The organism is Pseudomonas sp. LBUM1658 (assembly GCF_059716055.1).
In genome coordinates this window covers 1,130,729-1,143,250 of the sequence record NZ_CP166798.1, presented here as the reverse complement: position 1 = coordinate 1,143,250, position 12,522 = coordinate 1,130,729, and the positions used below count along the sequence as shown (strand labels likewise).

General features: G+C 59.9%; 10 protein-coding genes. 4 read left to right on the top strand and 6 right to left on the bottom strand.

The genetic code is table 11. The features are described from left to right. Nucleotides 1–105: 105 nt before the first annotated feature. The gene (locus ACA064_RS05235) at nucleotides 106–981 is read left to right on the top strand and encodes a helix-turn-helix domain-containing protein (protein WP_497672425.1); all 876 of its coding nucleotides are present in this window, start codon (nucleotides 106–108) and stop codon (nucleotides 979–981) included. Between the two features lie 34 nt (nucleotides 982–1,015). Here the strand turns inward: ACA064_RS05235 and dacB are convergent, their stop codons facing one another. The 6 genes from dacB to ACA064_RS05205 form a co-directional block, all read right to left on the bottom strand. Beyond that, the gene (gene dacB / locus ACA064_RS05230; protein WP_497672424.1) at nucleotides 1,016–2,473 is read right to left on the bottom strand and encodes a D-alanyl-D-alanine carboxypeptidase/D-alanyl-D-alanine endopeptidase; all 1,458 of its coding nucleotides are present in this window, start codon (nucleotides 2,471–2,473) and stop codon (nucleotides 1,016–1,018) included. Nucleotides 2,474–2,702: 229 nt separating this feature from the next. Further along, nucleotides 2,703–5,141 (bottom strand): TonB-dependent siderophore receptor, encoded by a 2,439-nt coding sequence (locus ACA064_RS05225; RefSeq protein WP_497672423.1) that lies wholly within the window; start codon nucleotides 5,139–5,141, stop codon nucleotides 2,703–2,705. 232 nt (nucleotides 5,142–5,373) lie between these two features. Next, nucleotides 5,374–6,363 (bottom strand): FecR family protein, encoded by a 990-nt coding sequence (locus tag ACA064_RS05220; RefSeq protein WP_497672422.1) that lies wholly within the window; start codon nucleotides 6,361–6,363, stop codon nucleotides 5,374–5,376. Then, the gene (locus ACA064_RS05215; RefSeq protein ID WP_497672421.1) at nucleotides 6,360–6,935 is read right to left on the bottom strand and encodes an RNA polymerase sigma factor; all 576 of its coding nucleotides are present in this window, start codon (nucleotides 6,933–6,935) and stop codon (nucleotides 6,360–6,362) included. Before ACA064_RS05215 ends, ACA064_RS05220 begins: the two co-directional genes overlap by 4 nt. Nucleotides 6,936–7,349: 414 nt before the next feature. Continuing rightward, complete coding sequence (locus ACA064_RS05210) at nucleotides 7,350–7,757, bottom strand: HPF/RaiA family ribosome-associated protein (protein ID WP_497672420.1); 408 nt, start codon at nucleotides 7,755–7,757, stop codon at nucleotides 7,350–7,352. Between the two features lie 209 nt (nucleotides 7,758–7,966). Further along, on the bottom strand, nucleotides 7,967–8,914 hold the full coding sequence (locus tag ACA064_RS05205; RefSeq protein WP_497672419.1) for a LysR substrate-binding domain-containing protein: 948 nt from the start codon (nucleotides 8,912–8,914) through the stop codon (nucleotides 7,967–7,969). 135 nt (nucleotides 8,915–9,049) lie between these two features. On the opposite strand from ACA064_RS05205, the gene ACA064_RS05200 reads away from it, so the two are divergent. The 3 genes from ACA064_RS05200 (at nucleotide 9,050) to ACA064_RS05190 (ending at nucleotide 12,519) form a co-directional block, all read left to right on the top strand. Continuing rightward, the gene (locus ACA064_RS05200) at nucleotides 9,050–10,426 is read left to right on the top strand and encodes an L-serine ammonia-lyase (protein ID WP_497672418.1); all 1,377 of its coding nucleotides are present in this window, start codon (nucleotides 9,050–9,052) and stop codon (nucleotides 10,424–10,426) included. Nucleotides 10,427–10,489: 63 nt separating this feature from the next. Then, complete coding sequence (locus ACA064_RS05195) at nucleotides 10,490–11,791, top strand: serine/threonine transporter (protein WP_497672417.1); 1,302 nt, start codon at nucleotides 10,490–10,492, stop codon at nucleotides 11,789–11,791. Nucleotides 11,792–12,192: 401 nt separating this feature from the next. Continuing rightward, nucleotides 12,193–12,519, top strand: coding sequence for a DUF3509 domain-containing protein (locus tag ACA064_RS05190; protein ID WP_497672416.1), 327 nt, complete (start codon nucleotides 12,193–12,195; stop codon nucleotides 12,517–12,519). Nucleotides 12,520–12,522 lie beyond the last annotated feature (3 nt).

Here is a 12,522-nt window from a genome sequence, read left to right as displayed (position 1 = left end):
GCCATGACGCCCTGGCGTGCTTGCATAAACTTGCGCTTTTGTCGGGTCACCGGCTCACAGCGTCAGGGCGACGGAGTAGGATGCAAGGCGTTGGAGAAAACGATCATGTCCACACTGGAAAACCTGCAAGTCTTTCAAGCCCTGAACCGCTCGCCCCATGCTCGTCTGGAGCACAGCGCCGAGCTCGGTGACGGCATGGCTGCAGCCCTGTGGAGCAACCATCACGACGCCCAGGACTACCAGGCGCCGAGCCATCACACCTTGTCCTGTTACATCGCTGGCGGCACGGGGACCTTTCGCCGCGAGCATCCCGGTATCAAAGGTGGCCCGGACAAACTGTGCATTCTGCCGGCCGAACATCAGTCCGCCTGGGTGATCAATGGCGAAATCCGCCTGGCTCACCTGTACTTCAGCCCGGAACAATTTGCCCTCGGTTGCGTCACCCTGCTGGACCGCGAACCCCGTGAACTGCAATTGCAGGAAAGCACCTTCCTCGAAGACCCGACTCAGGCCCGGCGGTTTCGGCAGTTGATTCAGCTCAACTGGGACGAACCCGGCGAGCGCCTGCTGACCAGCAGCCTGGCCCACGAACTGCTCAGCCATACCTTGCTCAGCCAGGTCGGCCTGCGCCAGGGTCTGCGCCTCAAGGGTGGCCTGGCTGCGCATCAACGGCGGCAACTGGTGGAACATATCGACAGCCAATTGGCCGAGCCCATCAGCCTTGGTCAGCTGGCGGGTTTGTGTGCGTTGTCCGAATACCACTTCGCCCGAATGTTCCGTGAAAGCTTTGGCTTGCCACCCCATCAGTATGTGTTGGCGCGGCGACTGGCCCATGCGCGGCAATTGCTGCGCAGCACTTCACAGCCGCTGGGCGAGATTGCCCTGGCCTGTGGTTTTGCCAGCGCCAGCCATTTCACCAATCGTTTCAGGCAAGCGGTGGGTGGAACGCCTGGGGAGTATCGGCAGGCGTTTTTGCGATAAATCAACAGATCGCCGGCCCGAGCCTGGGACAGGCTCAATCCCCCCACTGCGCCAGGGCAACGGCTACTCTGTCTTCCAGAGCCTTGATCCGGACGCCGTCGGCAAGGTAATTGTTCGAGACCATGGCAAATACCAAAGACCGGCCATTGGCACTGCCGACATAACCGGACAACGATGAGACAGACCCCATCGAACCCGTCTTGGCGTGCAGGTTATTTTCGGCAGGAGTGTCGCGCAGGCGATTGCGCAAGGTGCCTCCCAGCATCCGTTGCGGATTGCCGGCAATCGGCAGTGCTTCGTACCAACTGTCGAACCAGGGCTGTTTGCGCACGACCAACAACAAGTCAGTCAGGCTGTGCGTGGAGATCAGGTTGCGGCGCGACAGACCCGATCCGTCGACCTGGACCAGCAGCTCACTGTGAAGCCCCTGACGCTGCAGGAAGTCGTTGACCGCCGCCACACCAGCGCTCGCCGTACCGACATTGGCGGTCTTGCGACCCATGGCCTTGAGCAGCACTTCAGCGATGCTGTTATTCGACAGTTTGAGCATGGGCAAGAGTAATTGAGCAAGCTGTGGTGACTCATGACTCGCCAATGGTATGGCGCCTGGTGCGGTTACCCCGCCGATCAAGGTCTGACCGCGAATCTCGATCCCCTGCTCGGTCAGCGCCAGCTTGAAAACATCTGCGACCAACCGGGTCGGTTCCCAGACGCTGACCCATTTACGACTTTGTTTGCCCGGCGCCAAGGTGCCACCTACGGTCAATAGATTGGTCCCATGTTGGCGGTTCACGGCAATGCTATCGGTCGGTCCGATTGTCGCCCGATTGTGCAGCGTCAGTATGCGGTTTTGCGGACTGATACTGACCAGCGGCGGCTGACCTTCAGTTTCGGATGCATTGACCGTGACAATCACCGTCCCCGCATCGAAATCATCATCGGGCGAAAGGCTGAGCGCCGAAATCTGCGCACCGTAGTACTGCTCTTCATCGTCATGGGCCCAGTCGACTCCAAGTCTGATGGCATCGAATGCAGTGTCATCGATCACCAGATCGCCACTGACGCTTTTGATGCCCTTGCGCGCCAACGCCATTGCCAAATCGCGATAGTCCTGTGCCTGGATGCTCGGATCACCAGAACCTCGAAGGTAGAGGTTGCCGTTCAGCTGAGCACCCATCTGCCGGCCATTGCTCAGCAGTTGCGTGGTAAACCGGTAATCGGCGCCCAGCACATCCATTGCCGCAGCCGCGGTCAGCAGCTTGAGACTCGACGCCGGCAGCAGGCGCGTATTGCCATTGTGCTGAAAGAGCGTTGCACCGCTGTTCGCATCGCGAACGGTCAAAGAACTGATAGCTCCATCCAGGGCCGGATCGGCCAACACGCGTTCAAGGGCCCGTGTTGACTCGGCCTTCGGGACATTGGCACACGCACTGAGCAATAAACTCGACGCAATCAGCAGCCCCCTGACGTTAATACGTTGTCCTGTTTTCATAAAAATCCTTTTTCGTTTTTCATCCTGATAGCCGGGAAATACCCACTGAAGATCGCCCCGGCCAACGACCGCAACGTCTGGCGTGACTCTTCATGAACCAGCGCCAGGCCCTCAGATAACAATCAACGCATTCTCGCTGTCAACGAAGGACTTTCCTTGAAATCATTTCCACGCAACAAGCTCAACTCAGCGGGCTGAAAAAGTGACTCGCTGAAACAGCGGGCTACCCTCAAAACTCCAACGTACTCGATAACGTCACCTGCCGCGAATCACCCATGGAGACAAAGAACCGGCTGGCTGCCGAGGTGTAGTAGGTACGGTCGAACAGGTTCTTCACATTGAGCTGGAACTTGACCTTTTGCCCGTCGAGTTGGGTGTCGTAGGTGGCGAAGGCATCGGCCACGGTGTAGCTCGGCAGGTCGAAGTCGTTCACCGCGTTACCGGCCCGCTCGCCGACATACCGCGCACCGGCGCCGACCCGAAGCTGGTCGCCGCCGAGGAGGCTGCCGAAGTCGTAGACCGCCGACAGCGAGCCACTGTTCTTCGCCACGTTTTGCAGGCGCTTGCCTTTGTAAGTCGGGTCTTCGATGACTTCGGCATCGGTGTAGGCATAGCTGCCGATCATGCTCCAGCGATCACTCAATTGGCCGCTCAAATCCACTTCCAGACCTCGGGAGCGTACCTCACCGGCGGCGCTGTAGATCGTTGTCGGGCCTTCGGAATTGGCCACCAGCACGTTGCGTTTCTTGATGTCGAACAGCGCGATGTTGCCTGTCACGCGGCCTGGCATGTCGAGTTTGGCCCCCAGCTCCCAGGACTTGGCTTCTTCCGGTGCAACGGCGCCGTCGAGTACCACAGTGCTGCCGCTCAGCGGTGCGATAGTGGAGTTGGGTTTGAACGATTCGGTGTAGCTGCCGTAGAACGACAACTCATCGGTGTAGCGATACACCAGCCCGGCGCGCGGCACCCATTTCTGCCCGTTGCTGTCGGTGTTTGCCTTGAACGGCCGTCCCTTGCCGGCGTACTGGTCGTATTCCTGGAAGCGCGCACCGCCCACCAGGATCCACTGATCGGTGAGGTGGATCGAGTCCTGCAGGAATACCGAATCGCTGCGCAGCAAATCGGTCTGGGCACTGTCGGCAGGGCTGACAGTGCTGCCTGCCACTTCACGGCCGTAGACCGGATCGGCGTAGCTGAAGGTCGTCAGGCTTTTCTGGCGGATCAGGTCGGCACGGTAGATCTTGCGGTATTCATCATCGATACCGAACACCAGATCATGTTGCATACCGGCGACATCGACCTTGCCCTCAAGGCTGGCCGTGGTGAAACGGTCGGTACTGATGGCGTCCTGGGTGCCGTCCATGCTGCGGGTCAGCGTGCCCCCTTGGGTATTGATGGCCGTGACCCGGACCTGGCTGGCGTCGTAGGTTTCACGGTTCCAGCTGTAGCCGAAGTGCGCGTTCCAGCTGTCATTGAGCTGGTGATCGGCTTCGAAGTGATACAGGTCCGAGCGCCCTTCCATGTTGTTGAATGGTTCATCCAGGCGTCGCTCACGGGGGATGTCCAACGGATGATTGGTATCCGGGTCGATGGCCGTGCCACGGTCGAACGGCGAGAGAAACTCGCGGTGTTCATAAGCAAATAACAGCTTGGTGCTTTCGCCGAACCAAGCCAGGGATGGCGCGATCAGGCTCTCGCGATGGGTGCCGAAATTGCGCCAGTAGTCTTCGTCTTCATGGTCCAGGACCATTCGGTAAGCCAACCCGGAATCCCCCAGCGCACCCGTGCTGTCGAAACTGCCGCCGCTGCCATTCTTGCCGTCGCCATAAGTCGAACCGCGCACAGTCAAGGCGTTGTATTGCGCCAATTCAGGCTTCTTGCTGACCATGTTCACCACCCCGCCCGGGTCTTGAATCCCATAGAGCAAGGAAGCCGGCCCCTTGAGCACTTCGACCCGATCCACAGAAGCGTTCAGGCCACGGCCCTGCACTACCGGCATGCCGTCGCGCATGATAGATCCGTTGCGGTTGTCACCAAACCCCCGGGTCATCACCGAATCCTGAGTGCTGCCCAAGGTATTGCCCTGGGTGATGCCGCTGACATTCGCCAGCGCGTCATCGAGATTGCGCGGCGCCTGGTCGCGGATCACCTGGGCCGGAATCACGTTGACGGTCTGGGGGATTTCCAGCAGCAATGCCTGGGAACGCATCACCGAACTGGTGGGTGGCGGCTGATAGCTCATCGGTTGCTGGACGATCGAGGTGATAGTGGTCGCCCCCAGGTTCAGCGCGCCTTCGGTAGGCTGCGGTTCGAGGGCCAGGGTATGGGCGTCGGTCTGGCGGAAGGTGAAACCGGAGTTGCTCAACAAGCGTTGCATGGCCTGCCCGGCACTCATCTGGCCGCTGACCGCAGGCGCCGTGATGCCGAACGGCGCTTCATCGGTGTAGACCACGCTGATGCCGGTGACCCGGCTGAAGTCACTCAATGCCTGAGGCAGCGGCTTGGCCGCTATGGCGAAGTTGAATTGCGCGCGCTGCTGGGAACTGCCTGCATCCGCGGCCAGGGCCACGTTCAAGGGTGACAAGGCCAAAGCCGAAACGGCCAGTGCCCCGGCACCGAACCATTGTTTAACCGAACCACTTGCCGCCGACGTTGCCCTGGACTTCATGCTCATGACCTGTGTGTAGAAATGCTACGGATGCGAATGAATCGCACTTTCAAGCACTACACGATTGTCGGGCGGGTTTACCTCACCAGATATTTTAAAATATTTCTTTGGGATAGGTCAGTCCGCGTCGCCTGCAAAAAGATCGCAGCCTGCGGCAGCTCCTACGCCGACCGCGTTCTCCTGTAGGAGCTGCCGATAGGCTGCGATCTTTTGATCTTTTGCGCCTGTTCCATCACCGCAAAATAATCAGATGCCCCAACACACTGTGCTGCTCAAACCCCAACACCCCCTGCAGGGAATTCAACACCGCCTGTGGATCCTTGCTGGGAAAACTGCCACTGACCCGACGAGCAGCCAGTTCATCATTGAGCAGCACAATCCGCCCCGGGTAATAACGCCCCAGATCTTTGACCACGTCGGCCAAGGGTGCCTTGTAGTAATTCAGCCAGCCCTGACGCCAGGCCAGCTGCGCTTCGCTGTCGACGCCATGGAGTATTTGCGCCGAGCCCGCGGCATAGGCCACTTGCTGACCGGCCGTGAGGATTTGTTGCGCTGCGCCCTTGTCAGCGCTCACCCCGACCCGGCCCGACAGCACCGTCACTTGGGCGCCCGCCGGCTGCAGGCGCACCTCGAACTGAGTGCCGAGCACTCGCGCCTCGCCCCCTTCGGCCTCGACCACGAACGGCTCGCCGGTGTGGGTCACGCTGAAAAATCCGGCACCGCGCCGCAGCTGGATATGCCGTTCTCCCCGGCTGAAATCCACGGCAATCGCGCTGTCGGCATCCAGGGTGACCCGGGATTGATCGGCCAGGATGACGGTCCGCACTTCGCCCGGCGCCGAGACATAGTCCGCGCCCAAATCATCGACCCAGCGCGATGGTTGCCAACCGGCGCCCAGGGAAATCATCAGCAGCAAACAGGCGGCCATGGCCAAGGCACCGGACCAGCGTCGCAGCGAAGTGCGCCGAGAACTGTTCATGGCATTGAGGTAACCCTGCAAGGCGAAGGCATCTTCCTGCGCCAGCCTGCTCGCCGGGGCTTCGCTCAACTCCCAGAGCACCTGGGCCTGGGCATAAGCCTCGACGTGGGCCGGATCGGCCTGCAACCAGCGACTGAACGTGACCTGATCGCCGCTGCTCGGCTGATCATGCAACAGGCTCAGCCAGGCCAGTGCGGCCTGTTCCTGGACGGGCGTCGGGGTGACGCGAGAGGTATTGATCACGGTGCTTTCCCTGGCGAGCGTGGTTTCGAAGGTTCTCGCAAGCTTGCCTTGCAGACTTCGAGGGCGCGCATCATATGTTTTTCCACGGCGCTTTGGGACAACCCCATGGCCTGGGCGATCTCGGCGTACTTGCGGCCGTGAATGCGGTTGAGCAAGAAGATCTGCCGCGTGCGCTCGGGCAAGCTGCGCAACGCGGCCTCGACGTAGCGCAGGTCATTACCAGCCTCGAGCGCCGCTTGCGGTTCAGTACGCTGGTTGCCCTGTTGCTCCGGCAACCAGCCTTCATTGACCCGCACCCGCGCGCCTTCGCTGCGCAAATGATCAATAGCAATGTTGCCCGCACAGCGCAGCAGATAGGTACTGAGTTCTTCGACCTGCACCAGCGGTCGGCGCCAGAAACGCAGGAACAAATCCTGCACCAGATCAGCCGCCGTCGCCCGACAACCCACCCGGCGGCTGACCAGCGCTTCCATCTGCGGGCGCTGGGACAAAAACACCTGCAGGAAATGCGCACGCCCGCCCGAGGTTTCAGCGCTGTCAGCGTCCCGGGATTCGGGGGGCGTAGTGATCATCAAAAGCGGACTCGATTAAAGAGAGGCATCCAGCGGCGGACTGTTGCCAGACCTGGATCAATAAGCGCCAATACTAATGATAAATATTCTCATATACAAAATATTTCTGGCACCTCGATCAACTGTGGCGAGGGAGCTTGCTCCCGCTGGGTTGCGAAGCAGCCCCAAAACCTGCAACCCATGTATTTCAGACACACCGCATCAGCCGAATTACGACTGCTGCGCCCGAGCGCGGACCGGCCGGCGGGGGCAAGCTCCCTCGCCACAGGTGCGATGCTCGTCTCAAAATCCTTGATTGACTGGCATTAGGGCGTGCCCGCGAATGTTTTCAAATCGAACAGCCATTGCCCAAAAAAAAACGGGCCTGCAATTGCAGGCCCGTTTTCATTGGGTGGTATAGGTGTGTGTCAGGCTTCAGCTATTGAGTGCGGCCTGTTCATTTTCCAGGAATTCTTCTTCAAGCAGCGCGTCTGCCTGGCCTCCATCTTCATTTGCCGCCGTTGCGGCGCGTTTGCTGCGCAGTTTGCCGAACATGTGTTCCAGCGCATGATCGAGCTTGGTGGCTGCACCTTCGATCGCCAGTTCCAGCGTATCGGCTTTATGGGTGACCGAAACCGGTTGATGGCCTTTTGGCCGCGCCTCCAGCTGGCAGCGCATATCGTGGGGACCGGGTTTGTCGCCGTTCTCGTCCCGCAGGTGAACCTCGATCCGGGTCAGGTCTTCTTCGTATCGTTCGAGCGTGCTCTCAATGGTAGTACGTACCCACTCCTCCAGTCGGATGCTGCTTTGAATATGGTTATCGCTGTTGACTTGGATTTGCATAGTTCATCCCTTATTTCAGCTAGCTCGCGAGAGGCTCCCCGGTTGCCCGTTGGGCGTGATCACCGTGACCTCTTACTTACACAATCGGTCTGCTCGCAGAACAATTCAACCCCTAAAAAAAGATAAATATGGATTCGCAAAAAAGCCGGACAAAGGGCAAATGCGCTGTTAATGTCGGGAGTTGGGTCGCACCGCCCCCTCCCCATTCCTCACAACTGCCCCTCGCCCAAAGGGTGCAGGCTGCGAAAGATCCCCGCTTCCTCCACCAGCCAGTCATGCACCGCGCGCACGCCCGGATGGCTCAGCGCACCCGGCGCATAGAGCAATACATAACGCTTGTGATTGGGTACCGCGAGGCCAAAAGGCACGATCAAAGTACCGCGCTCCAGTTCGTCATTGAGCAGGGTACGGCGGGCAATGGCCACGCCCATGCCGGCAATCGCCGCCTCAATGGTCAGGTGGTTGCGATTGAAAGTGTGCCCGCGCCGCACATCCGCGCCTTCGAAGCCGATGGCGTTCAGGTAGAACTCCCACTCCGCGTATTCATAACTGCCGCGCCAGGCGGTGATGTCGTGCAGCAACGGAAAATGCACCAGGGCCGCTGGTCCGTGCAGCGGCGGTCGGCCGCGCAGCAGGCTGGGAGCACAGACCGGGAAAATCTGCTCATCGAGCAAGGCTGTGGATAACAAGCCGGGATAACTGCCGTCGTTGAGGTCGATGGCCAGATCGAAATCGCCTTCATGCAACGGCACGCTACTGTCCTCGGCCACCAGACGCAGTTGAATATCCGGGAATCGCTGCTGCAAACGCGGCAGACGCGGGGTCAGCCATTTGCTGAGGAACGACGGAATCGAACGCACCCGCAGAATCCCGCTGATCATTCCGGCGTCCAGTCGTCGCAATTCTGCATCGATGCTGCCGTAGGCCTCGTTGACCGTAATGGCCAGTCGCTGGCCTTCAGCGCTCAACTCCACCCCCCGGGCGCGACGGTGAAACAGGCGAAAACCCAGCCGTTCTTCCAGTTGCCGAATCTGCTGACTGACTGCACCCGGTGTGATGTGCAGTTCTTCGGCGCAACGGGTGAACGACAGGTGCCGCGCGGCACAGGAAAACACATGCAGCCAAACGTAGGTCTGGGCGTGCAATTGACGACTCATCGTTTAGTCCTGCTAAAGGCTGTCTTAGGAAGTTTCGTTGGTCAGTGCAGACCGAGGGAGGCAGTATCGCCGACATTGCGCTCGTCCTACAAAAAATGGCAGCGATTCCTACTCCATTGCTTGTAAGGGTTTAGCATGGCTATCAGTGTTTTCGATCTATTCAAAGTCGGTATCGGGCCGTCCAGCTCCCATACCGTCGGGCCTATGCGGGCCGCCGCGACCTTTGCCCAATCGCTGTTTGACCAGGGGTTGCTGGACGAGGTCCGGCGGGTGGAAATCCGCCTGTACGGTTCACTCTCCGCCACCGGCGTTGGCCATGCCACCGACCGTGCCTGTGTGATGGGGCTGATGGGCGAATGGCCCGACAGCATTGATCCGACCAGCATCGGCCCGCGCATTCAGCTGCTGCATGAGTCCGGAGAACTGTCGCTGGCCGGTCGCTCGACCATCGCCTTCAATTGGCAGCGCGATCTGCTATTGCTTGACGAAAGCCTGCCCTACCACCCGAACGCTATGTCTCTGACGGCTTTTGGTGAAACCGGCGAGCTCTGGGAACAGACCTATTACTCGGTCGGCGGCGGTTTCATTGTCGAAGCGGCCGAAGCCGAATCCGGTGTTTCCCCTGCCGGCGATATCGAGTTGCCCTACGATTTCTCCAGCGCAGCTGAACTGCTCTCCCTCTGCAACCAGCATGGCCTGCGGGTTTCCGAACTGATGATGGCCAATGAACGGGCCTGGCGCAGTGACGCTGAAATCCGCAGCGGTCTGTTGCATATCTGGTCGGTGATGCGCGAGTGCGTCGAACAAGGCCTGCGCCACGAGGGCATCCTGCCGGGAGGCCTGAATGTGCCGCGCCGCGCCGCGAAATTGCACCGCAGCCTGCTGGAAATCGGCAAACCGAATGTCATCAGTTCGACCTTGTCGGCGATGGAGTGGGTCAACCTGTTTGCCCTGGCCGTGAACGAAGAAAACGCCGCCGGCGGGCGCATGGTCACCGCGCCGACCAACGGCGCCGCCGGGATCATCCCGGCCGTGCTGCATTACTACATGAAGTTCAATCCCGAAGCCTGCGACGACGATGTCGTGGCGTTCTTTCTCGGCGCTGCGGCGGTGGGCATCCTGTGCAAGAAAAACGCTTCGATCTCCGGTGCCGAAGTCGGCTGCCAGGGTGAAGTCGGCTCGGCCTGCGCCATGGCCGCCGCCGGGCTCGCCGATATCCTCGGCGCCACCCCGGAGCAACTGGAAAACGCCGCCGAGATCGGCCTGGAACACAACCTCGGACTGACCTGCGACCCGGTCGGCGGGTTGGTGCAAGTGCCCTGCATCGAACGCAACGCAATCGCCGCCGTGAAGGCGATCAACGCCACGCAAATGGCCCTGCGCGGCGATGGCAAACACTTCATTTCCCTGGACCGGGTGATCCGCACCATGCGCGATACCGGCGCCGATATGCATGACAAATACAAAGAGACTTCACGGGGCGGCCTGGCGGTGAGCTGGGTGGAATGCTGAGGCGCATTCCCTGAGCGCCATACCCGCGTGAGCCCGAGCAAGAACAATAACGAGGCGATACCGATGACCGATGTACGTACACCTGCTGCCGATAATCCCGCTGTAGAGGTTTCACGAGACACTGTTGCGACCAGCAAAAGCTGGAGCAAACACGACACCACCTGGATGCTCGGGCTCTATGGCACCGCGATCGGCGCGGGCACCTTGTTCCTGCCGATCAACGCCGGCGTGGGCGGTTTATGGCCACTACTGGTGCTGGCAGTGCTGGCCTTCCCGATGACGTTCTTCGCCCACCGGGGCCTGACCCGCTTCGTATTGTCCGGGCGTTCCGGCAACATCACCGAAGTGGTTGAAGAGCACTTCGGCGTTGGCGCCGGCAAGCTGATCACACTGCTGTATTTCTTTGCGATCTTCCCGATCCTGCTGGTGTACAGCGTCGCGCTGACCAACACCCTGAGCAGCTTCATGGAGCATCAACTGCACATCACCCCGCCACCACGGGCGATCCTCTCGCTGCTACTGATCCTCGGTTTGATGGCCATCGTGCGCTGCGGCCAGAGTGTGATCGTCAAGGCCATGAGCGTGCTGGTCTACCCATTCGTCGCCGCCCTGCTGCTGCTCGGTTTGAGCCTGATCCCCAACTGGAACGGTTCGTTCTTTGCCTCCGCTAGCGAAGGCATGCCGCTGCCCATGTTTTTCAAAACCCTGTGGCTGGCGATTCCAGTGATGGTGTTCTCGTTCAACCATTCACCGATCATTTCCGCATTTGCAGTCGACCAGAAGCAGCGTTACGGCGAGCAGGCCGAAAGCAAGAGCAGCGGCATCCTGGCGATCGCCCACAGCATGATGGTACTGACGGTGATGTTCTTCTGCTTCAGCTGCGTGCTGGCGTTGTCACCGGCTGACCTGGCGGCCGCCAAGGCGCAGAACATCTCGATCCTGTCCTACCTGGCCAACCACTTCCAGACCCCGGTCATCGCCTATGCCGCGCCACTGATTGCACTGGTAGCAATCACCAAATCCTTCCTCGGCCACTACATCGGCGCCAGCGAAGGCTTCCAGGGGTTGATCGTGAAAAGCCTGCGCAGCCGTGGCCGGGTCATCTCGGCGAGCTGGCTGAACCGTGCGACTGCGCTGTTCATGGTGCTCACCTGCTGGGCCGTGGCGACCTTCAACCCGAGCATCCTCGGAATGATCGAAACCCTTGGCGGGCCAATCATCGCCTGCCTGCTGTTCCTGATGCCAATGTATGCGATTCACCGGGTGCCGGCGCTGCGCCAGTACTCCGGGCAATTGTCGAATGTGTTCGTGGTCGTGATCGGTTTGGTGGCGTTGTCGGCGATTATCTTCTCGTTTATGCCCTGAAACGGGCACAGCATGAAAGGCGGGCCAGTGAGCCCGCCTTTTTATTGAGATGAAGAAAAGGAGCGCGAACGCAGCCCCCTGTGGCGAGGGAGCTTGCTCCCGCCGGCCGGTCCGCGCTCGGGCGCAGCAGTCGTAAAAACCTGCACATGCGGTGTGCCTGGTAGAACCGGCTGGCAGGTTTTAGGACCGCTATCACGCTCCAGCGGGAGCAAGCTCCCTCGCCACCGGTCTGCGGCAAACTGAGCGAACGGCGGCACGGCATGCCCTTTGCTTTGAACACTCATGAGGAAAATGGACTTGTGAAACCTCAGCGAACGACCTGCCGGTGGTCTGGAAATACGAACTAATCCTGATTACCACTGGTCAATGACTGCAATGTTCCAATCAGGCGGTAACGCAATATGGACAATCCATTTCAGATTATTACCGAAGCCTTTGCCCCGCAGTATCAGGTCAACCTGAGCATTCAGGGGCTCGACGGGCGCATCATGCTGACTCTTTCCAACTCCGGCCAGGTGGTGGCCAAGCGCATGATCAGTGCCGAACAGCGCAATGATCCGCAGCGTCTGACACGGCTGGTGCAAAGTATTCAATTTGGCATCGCCATCGAGCATGGCCACAGCGCCATGGAGATTCTCGAGGCCATGACCGACAGCGACACCCTCAAACTGCCGCTACCGCGCAAAGGTCGACTGGCCAGCCAGCCCTCCCGCGCGATAGGGATTTGAAGC

Excerpts from the sequence above, each read along its gene's own strand:
- ACA064_RS05190 (WP_497672416.1), top strand. The coding sequence starts at position 12,193 with ATGGACAATCCATTTCAGATTATTACCGAAGCCTTTGCCCCGCAGTAT.
- ACA064_RS05205 (WP_497672419.1), bottom strand. The coding sequence starts at position 8,914 with ATGAGTCGTCAATTGCACGCCCAGACCTACGTTTGGCTGCATGTGTTT.
- ACA064_RS05210 (WP_497672420.1), bottom strand. The coding sequence starts at position 7,757 with ATGCAAATCCAAGTCAACAGCGATAACCATATTCAAAGCAGCATCCGA.
- ACA064_RS05200 (WP_497672418.1), top strand. The coding sequence starts at position 9,050 with ATGGCTATCAGTGTTTTCGATCTATTCAAAGTCGGTATCGGGCCGTCC.
- ACA064_RS05195 (WP_497672417.1), top strand. The coding sequence starts at position 10,490 with ATGACCGATGTACGTACACCTGCTGCCGATAATCCCGCTGTAGAGGTT.
- ACA064_RS05215 (WP_497672421.1), bottom strand. The coding sequence starts at position 6,935 with ATGATCACTACGCCCCCCGAATCCCGGGACGCTGACAGCGCTGAAACC.
- dacB (WP_497672424.1), bottom strand. The coding sequence starts at position 2,473 with ATGAAAACAGGACAACGTATTAACGTCAGGGGGCTGCTGATTGCGTCG.
- ACA064_RS05225 (WP_497672423.1), bottom strand. The coding sequence starts at position 5,141 with ATGAAGTCCAGGGCAACGTCGGCGGCAAGTGGTTCGGTTAAACAATGG.
- ACA064_RS05235 (WP_497672425.1), top strand. The coding sequence starts at position 106 with ATGTCCACACTGGAAAACCTGCAAGTCTTTCAAGCCCTGAACCGCTCG.